Consider the following 6952-nt stretch of genomic DNA (forward strand, 5'->3'; position numbering starts at 1 on the left):
ATCAGTGCCGGCGGGATCCCGATCAACGTCGGTGGCAGCATCATGGGCGGCATCGGCGTCAGCGGCGCCCCCTCCGGCGAGATCGATGAAAAATGCGCCGAAGCCGGCCTGGCGGCCGTGGAAATGGATCTGCAAATGGAAGGCATGTAAACCGGACGTCCCGACGGGGTGATGCCGTGGCGCCTCACTCCGTCGGACGTTTCCCCTCATCCGTGTTGTTCGACAGGGGCAAGGAAAGCTCGATACACAGCCCACCCCCCTCACGATTACTCGCGTCTACCGTACCGCCGTGAGCCATCACCGCCCGCCGGGCGATGGCCAGTCCCAGTCCGTAACCTTCACGCCCGCCGGTGGCATCTCCGTCGGCCCGCACGAACGGTTCAAAAATCCGCTCCAGAGCTTCCGCTGTCACGCCCGGACCCTGATCGCAGACCCGAATGACAAACTTCTGCGTCTGCACCGTGGCACTGACATCAACGCCGGTTTGCGGCGCGGTATAACGCACGGCATTGCGAATGACATTTTCAAAGGCCCGGCGCAACAACTCCGGTTTGCCCCTGAGCTGCGCCTCGCCATTCAGCGACAGGCTGACCTGGCGCCCGGTCGCCCCGGCCTCGAAGCGGGCGTCCTCCACCACCTCCTCAAGCAGTGCGGGCAGATCCAGCGACTCGTCCCGCTCCCGGTCCACATGCGCCTCGAGACGGGAGAGCGTCAGCAACTCCCCGACCAGTTCGTCCAGCCGGCCGGTCTCCCGTTCGATACGCTCCAGCATGCCGGCCAACCGCTCCGGCTGCTGACGACCCAGTCCCACCGCCACCTGCAGGCGCGCCAGCGGCGAGCGCAGCTCATGCGAGACATCGTGCAGCAGCCGCTGCTGAGCTGACACCAGCGTTTGAAGATGGGCCGCCATATGATCGAAATCGCGCCCCAGATCGGCAATCTCGTCGCGACGCCGGCCGATGTGTGGCATCACCCGGGTCGCCAGCTCGCCGCGGGCCAGCCGATTGGCGGCCGACTGCAGGTGACGGACCGGGCGAGTCAGGTACCAGGCCAGGACCGCGCTGAACAGCAAACTGGCGATCAACGCCGCCACCAGCTGGAACCCCAGGGACATCTGCCGCGACGGCGTCTGTGGCAGGCCTTCGGGGCCGGGACGGGGAATAAAAATGACGTATTCATGGCCATTATGGCCCAGCACCCGGCGCACGCCGGAAAGCATTTGCGCCCCGCGCAATTGCTCGCGAGCCCGCTCCAGCGCCACACTGGGCACCGGGCGATTAAAAATATCCCGCCCCGCTTCATCGACGATCAACACCAGTGGCAAACGTTGCCCGGGCCAGCTGCGAAACAGGGATTCCACCGATTCCGGCCCGCCCTGGGCCAGCGCCAGCGCCGTGGCGTTGACCACGAAACTGGCGCGCGGTCCCGCCGCCAGATCGGTGATCGCCTCGATCCGGTTTTGATTATAAATATGCACAGCCAGCCCGACGCCGATGGCGATCAACACCAGCGTCAGCCAGAAGCCCAGAAAGATTTTCCAGAACAGGCGGCCCATCAGTCGTCCTGCAACAGTTGAAAACCGACACCGCGCACCGTCTGGATGGGGGAGCGCCCGTCGGACAAGGTTCCCAGCTTGCGCCGCAGGTTGCTGACATGCATATCCAGCCCGCGATCGTAGCGCTCAAGCTCGCGCCCGAGCGCCTCACTGGAAAGGTCCGCCTTGCTCACCACCTGACCGGCATGGCGCATGAGCGCCTCAAGGATATTGAATTCAGTGCTGGTCAGGTCGAGACGCTGCTCGTCCCAGCAGGCCACCCGCCGGCCCGGTTGCAGACTGATGCGCCCCACCACCCGATCCTCGCCCCCGGTGGCCGTCCCCGTGGCAGCGGTACGCCGCAGGATGGCCCGCAGTCGCGCGACCAGTTCACGAGGGTTACAGGGCTTGGGCAGATAGTCGTCGGCCCCCAGCTCCAGACCGACGATACGATCCACATCGTCGCCCTTGGCGGTCAGCATCAATACCGGCACCCGCGATTGCTGGCGAATCCGGCGCAGGGCTTCGACGCCACTGAGCCGGGGCAGCATCACGTCCAGCACCACCACCTCGTGCTGCCCCGACAACGCGGCCTCGACGCCCGCTTCACCGTCGTACACGGCCTCCACCGTGAAATCCTCGGCACTCAGATAGTCGCTCAACATCTCGGTCAACTCGGTATCATCATCGATCAGCAAAACCCGGTTCATGTATGCCGTCATTCCGTTATTTATACCAGGTGTTATGTTGCCACAGAGTCAGCCACAAGGTGCGGGATTTACCGGCCTTTACACACCTTTACACCCCCGTGACCCAAGCTTGCAATCAACCTGTCCATACTCTGCACATCGGATGACGGCACAACGCCAGTCCGCAGAGGATTAACCCGCGAGGAATCGGTCATGAAAATGAAACCTTTTGCAGTCAACACTGTGATTGCCGTCAGCCTGCTGGCCGGCGGCAGTACCCTGGCCCTGGCCACTGGTGGTGAGGTGTGTGACAAAGGCGCCAAACAGGCCGCCTACAATTCGCCCGGGCGCGACGAAAAACCCATGCACCGGGTGATGGAGACGCTGGATCTGAGCCAGGCCCAGCGGGAACAGATTAAACACATTGTTGCCGGGCAACGTGGCGAACTGCAGAACAAACGCCAGGCTCTGCGGAACATTCGACACCAGCTGTACACCGCCGCCAGCGGTGATAACTATGATGCCGCGCGGGTCAACCAGCTGATTGAACAACAATCTCGTCTGGCAGCGGACATGACACGCCAGCGGACTGACATGATACAAAAGATCTACCGTCAAATGACACCGCAGCAACAGGCGAAGTTTCAATCAATGCGTCATCGTTATCGACACCACATAGGCTGAATCCTTTCTTGTTCATACTCGCTCTCCCCTGAGTGTGCTTTTGCGGGCCAATTACGGCCCGCTTTTTTTTGCCTATGATACAGCGTTCCGAAATACCGGAAGCGGAATGAGAAGGTGCTGGCGTACCTTTCAGGACCATCGGCCACAGGGGGATAAGGTTGTCGAAACCACAAGGCGGTATTCACGGTGTGTCAGGGAAAGCACGGCAGCACCGATTAAAGTCAGAACGTTCAAGCATTCCCAACGTCTGTTTAGACAGGATTGTTTGCTACACAACGGTGAGCCAGGACTCACTGACCTTTTTCACCGCGACGCACCGTACTGTAGCTCGCTCAGTGCCGAGCGAATGACCCGTAAGGCGGAGCGCAGTAACAACACCACCAGCGCCGAGGCAACGACGATGTCCGGCCAGCCCGAGCCGGTCAACCAGACGCCGCCTGCGGCCAGAAACACCGAGATATTGGCGGCGATATCGTTACGCGAGCATTCCCAGACCGAACTCATGTTCACGTCTTCATGTCGGTGTCGCCACAACAGATAGAGACAGAAACTGTTGGCCAGCAGAGCAAGCAGACTGAAAGCGCCCATCAACTCGAACACCGGCACGCCGGGTTCAAGCAACCGGTAAACAATCTGACCGGCCACCGCACAGGCCGCCAGCAGGATCAGGATTCCCTTGAACAGCGCGACCCGGGCCTTGGCCGTCGCCCCGCGCGATACGGCATACAGGCTCAGTGCATAAGTCAGGGCATCGCCCAGGTTATCCAGACTGTCCGCCAGCAGGGCACTGGAACGGGCATACAGGGCCGCGATCACGATGACCGCGAACATCAGCGCATTGATCACCAGTACCGCCCACAGGGTGTTTCGCTGGCGCTGTTGTACCGGTTGCACGGCACAATCGCTGTCACAACATCCGCTCATGAATACTCCAATATTTTAAGGTCTTTCTCGGCGGCCCTCTCCCGGCAAAATCAAAAGCTTTTAATCACACTTATGGCCCTGGATTGATGTTACCTGGCAACATTGCCGGCTGTCGCGATGTGACACTTTCAGTTTTATATAGTAAATTTAATACTACATACTTCACAGCGATGCAACGCCATGCACCTGAAACGGTTTACCGATTTTGCCCTGCGCGTGCTGATTTATCTGTCTCTGCACCCCGGACGGACCATTTCAATCAACGAGGTCGCCCGCGCTTTTGATATGTCGCGCAATCACCTGTTGAAGGTAATCAATGAACTGGTCGCCAGTGAAATGATTATCACCTATCGGGGTAAAACCGGCGGCATCCAGCTGGCTCGCGATCCGGCAGAGATCAACGTTGGTATGCTGGTACGCCGCCTGGAAGGGGAGGCCCCCCTGATCAATTGTTCCGAGCCACCCTGTCCGATTCGTCCGGCCTGTACCCTGAACCAGGCGCTGGATGAGGCACAACACGCGTTTTTTCACCAGCTTGATCAATATACGCTCGCGGACCTGGTTGGAAATAAACAACAAAAGCTGGTCAACCTGCTGACCAATCACGTTGCCGGAGGTGCCTCATGAGTAAACCCTCACATCGGGATCTGCGCCGAGAGGACTTTCAAAAAGCCCTCAGGGAGTTCGATACCTATCTCGACATTACCCTGGAGGATCTGATGCAACTGGATAAAATCGCCGAGAAACATGCCCGCCTGCGTGAGTCCGGACATCTGACCGTGCGCGAAATCATGACGTCGGACATCATGACTGTCACACCCGACACCTCCCTTTCTGATGCAGCCCGCATTCTGGTGGAAAAACGCATCAGCGGGCTGCCGGTCACTGACAATGACGGCAAGCTGGTCGGCGTAGTGACCGAGGCGGATTTTCTCTGTGCCATGGGGATACCCTGTCACCATCCCACGCACAGTGTCTGGCAGACCCTGGAGAACCTGTTCCGGCATCCGCCGCGCACCGCCGACATGCCTTCCCGGGTCAGCGATATCATGGTTACCCGGGTCGTGAGTATTCAAGAAAACCAGACGCTGGATGATGTCATCGAACAGATGAAAAAACATCACATCAAGCGGGTTATCGTTACTGACGATCAGGAACAGGTCAACGGCATTATCACTCGCTCCAATCTGGTCCAGGTTCTGCTTCAGCAGATGTTATAGGACTTTATTCACAAGAGAACGCGAGCCGCATACTGAAAAAAATATTATTCCAGCCTCTCCGTCTACGAGCGGGGATATTACTGGCCCGCCTTCAACGCGGCAATGCGTTCGCCCAGCGGAGGATGGGACATAAACAAACGCGAGAGACCCCGCCCGATTTTACCCGAAATCCCGAACGCCGCCAGTTGATCGGGCAGATGAGGCCGATCGACACTGTATTGCAAAGCTTCCAGCGCGCGGATCATTTTTTGCCGCCCGGCCAGCTCGGCACCTCCGACATCGGCGCGAAATTCACGTCGGCGACTGAACCACATGACGATGATACTGGCCAGAATGCCCAGGATAATCTCGGCCACGATAGCGGTGATCCAGAACGCCGGACCATGTCCCCGCTCGACCCGGAACACCAATCGGTCGACCAGATGTCCGATAACCCGTGAGAGGAAAATCACAAACGTGTTCACCACCCCCTGGATCAATGCCAGGGTGATCATATCGCCGTTGGCGACATGGCTGACTTCATGCCCCAGCACGGCTTCGGCCTCGTCCCGACTCATGCTGTTCAGCAGGCCGGTACTAACCGCCACCAGGGCACTGTTACGCCGCGCGCCGGTGGCGAAGGCGTTAATGTCCCCGGATTGATAGATCGCTACATCCGGCATACCGATACCGGCGCGCCGGGACTGTTCACGTACGGTCTCGACCAGCCATTGCTCGGTGGCATTGCGCGGCTGTTCGATCACCTGCGCCCCGGTCAGACGCTTGGCCGTCCACTTGGAAATGGCCAGCGAAATCAACGAGCCGCCGAAACCGATAACAGCGGCAAAAATCAGCAGTGCCTGGTAATCCAGCCCCACCCCCTGTTCATCGAGAATTCGTTCCACACCCAGCAGGCGCAGGGTTATACCCAGAACGACAATAATCGCCAGGTTGGTCGCCAGAAACAGCGCGATTCGTTTCACGTTCCTTCCCTCATGTTAAACAACATTATGTCGCCGAATTGGACCACCGGGCGACAGAAAGGTTTTCAATATCGGGAATATAATAGTGACGCCGGAACCGCATTCAAGTCACGGGAACCGTGCCTGTCAAACAGGGACCGGCGTTATTTGGCTAAAGCGAAGCGACGGCGGAATTACTTGTGATGCAGGGAGTCCCAGAACTTGCCGACCCAGGAGCGCTTTTCATAACTTTGCTGAACGCCCTTGGCGAGAAAGTGGGAGGTGTATTGCCGATCCTCTTCCATAATATGTTTGGTCAGCCACATCTTCAGAAAATGCAGCAGCTCGAAGTTGACGGATTTCTTGCCCGCCTCCAGCTTCTGGCTCAACTCCTGCACTTCATTGATCAACAGCTCATGATGATGCTTGTGTTCTTCATAATCAGGATAGCCAAGGATGCGCATCAGGCTCTCTTCTACCGCGAAATGAATACGGGTATATTCCAGCAACTCGGCCAGAATCCGATGCGCTGCTTCCGAACCGCGATGCTCGACGATGGCCCGATGCAGTTCGTTTAACAGATCCACCAGGATGCGGTGCTGATTATCGATCTCCTCGATACCGACACTCAATTCATCGGACCACTGTACCAGGTCCTCTGTTGTATTTGCGGCAAGCTGGGACATGACGACCTCCGGAAAAAATGCCACGCCGAGAGGCGTGGCAACAGGCTTGGATGACTTGATTTGGCTAACACGGCCGATCATACCCAACCCCGTTGGCCGGATTCTGATCCAGATCAAACCTGCCGCAGTCGGGCCGAATAATACACAGGCACAAAAAAAGGGGCCTGAAGGCCCCTTTTTTAGCGGTAGCACACCCGTTTTATTTGGCGTTGCGTTCCTTGGCTTCCTTGATGACTTCTTCCGCCACGTTGGCCGGGCACGGCATGTAGTGGGA

General features: G+C 58.3%; 10 protein-coding genes. 5 read left to right on the forward strand and 5 right to left on the reverse strand.

Going from position 1 to position 6952, the window contains the following annotated elements; all coding sequences use genetic code 11:
• Positions 1–150, forward strand: a 150-nt coding sequence (locus RI563_RS02105; RefSeq protein ID WP_310692700.1) for a heme-binding protein, incomplete at its 5' end; no start/stop codon positions are given.
• A gap of 34 nt (positions 151–184) precedes the next feature.
• On the opposite strand, the gene RI563_RS02110 is transcribed toward RI563_RS02105, so the two are convergent.
• Together RI563_RS02110 and RI563_RS02115 are read right to left on the reverse strand one after the other, a co-directional pair.
• Complete coding sequence (locus RI563_RS02110) at positions 185–1555, reverse strand: ATP-binding protein (protein WP_310692691.1); 1371 nt, start codon at positions 1553–1555, stop codon at positions 185–187.
• A complete protein-coding gene (locus RI563_RS02115) occupies positions 1555–2244 on the reverse strand; it encodes a response regulator transcription factor (RefSeq protein WP_310692692.1) in 690 nt (229 codons plus the stop codon). Before RI563_RS02115 ends, RI563_RS02110 begins: the two co-directional genes overlap by 1 nt.
• Before the next feature lie 192 nt (positions 2245–2436).
• Here RI563_RS02115 and RI563_RS02120 point away from each other — a divergent pair, with 192 nt between their 5' ends.
• Positions 2437–2907, forward strand: coding sequence for a Spy/CpxP family protein refolding chaperone (locus RI563_RS02120; RefSeq protein ID WP_310692693.1), 471 nt, complete (start codon positions 2437–2439; stop codon positions 2905–2907).
• A gap of 303 nt (positions 2908–3210) precedes the next feature.
• Here the strand turns inward: RI563_RS02120 and RI563_RS02125 are convergent, their stop codons facing one another.
• Positions 3211–3831, reverse strand: a complete 621-nt coding sequence (locus RI563_RS02125) for a cation transporter (protein WP_310692694.1) — start codon at positions 3829–3831, stop codon at positions 3211–3213.
• A gap of 180 nt (positions 3832–4011) precedes the next feature.
• On the opposite strand from RI563_RS02125, the gene RI563_RS02130 reads away from it, so the two are divergent.
• Together RI563_RS02130 and RI563_RS02135 are read left to right on the forward strand one after the other, a co-directional pair.
• Positions 4012–4458 carry an Rrf2 family transcriptional regulator gene (locus tag RI563_RS02130; protein WP_310692695.1) on the forward strand — a complete coding sequence of 149 codons (447 nt, stop codon included), beginning with the start codon at positions 4012–4014 and terminating at the stop codon, positions 4456–4458.
• Positions 4455–5051, forward strand: a complete 597-nt coding sequence (locus RI563_RS02135) for a CBS domain-containing protein (RefSeq protein WP_310692696.1) — start codon at positions 4455–4457, stop codon at positions 5049–5051. Before RI563_RS02130 ends, RI563_RS02135 begins: the two co-directional genes overlap by 4 nt.
• Before the next feature lie 77 nt (positions 5052–5128).
• Here RI563_RS02135 and htpX read toward each other — a convergent pair whose 3' ends face one another.
• On the reverse strand, positions 5129–6013 hold the full coding sequence (gene htpX, locus RI563_RS02140) for a protease HtpX (protein WP_310692697.1): 885 nt from the start codon (positions 6011–6013) through the stop codon (positions 5129–5131).
• Between the two features lie 173 nt (positions 6014–6186).
• Complete coding sequence (locus tag RI563_RS02145) at positions 6187–6678, reverse strand: bacteriohemerythrin (RefSeq protein WP_310692698.1); 492 nt, start codon at positions 6676–6678, stop codon at positions 6187–6189.
• Here RI563_RS02145 and RI563_RS02150 point away from each other — a divergent pair.
• Positions 6677–6952: hypothetical protein (locus RI563_RS02150; RefSeq protein WP_310692699.1), on the forward strand; the 276-nt coding region annotated here is incomplete at its 3' end. The two genes, RI563_RS02145 and RI563_RS02150, sit on opposite strands and share 2 nt — an antisense overlap.

The organism is Thiohalophilus sp. (assembly GCF_031581315.1).
Lineage (GTDB): Bacteria > Pseudomonadota > Gammaproteobacteria > UBA6429 > Thiohalophilaceae > Thiohalophilus.

What these genes read in the sequence shown, in the direction of transcription:
- RI563_RS02130 (WP_310692695.1), top strand. Translation starts at nt 4,012, where the DNA reads ATGCACCTGAAACGGTTTACCGATTTTGCCCTGCGCGTGCTGATTTAT.
- RI563_RS02135 (WP_310692696.1), top strand. Translation starts at nt 4,455, where the DNA reads ATGAGTAAACCCTCACATCGGGATCTGCGCCGAGAGGACTTTCAAAAA.
- RI563_RS02120 (WP_310692693.1), top strand. Translation starts at nt 2,437, where the DNA reads ATGAAAATGAAACCTTTTGCAGTCAACACTGTGATTGCCGTCAGCCTG.
- RI563_RS02125 (WP_310692694.1), bottom strand. Translation starts at nt 3,831, where the DNA reads ATGAGCGGATGTTGTGACAGCGATTGTGCCGTGCAACCGGTACAACAG.
- RI563_RS02145 (WP_310692698.1), bottom strand. Translation starts at nt 6,678, where the DNA reads ATGTCCCAGCTTGCCGCAAATACAACAGAGGACCTGGTACAGTGGTCC.
- RI563_RS02115 (WP_310692692.1), bottom strand. Translation starts at nt 2,244, where the DNA reads ATGAACCGGGTTTTGCTGATCGATGATGATACCGAGTTGACCGAGATG.
- RI563_RS02110 (WP_310692691.1), bottom strand. Translation starts at nt 1,555, where the DNA reads ATGGGCCGCCTGTTCTGGAAAATCTTTCTGGGCTTCTGGCTGACGCTG.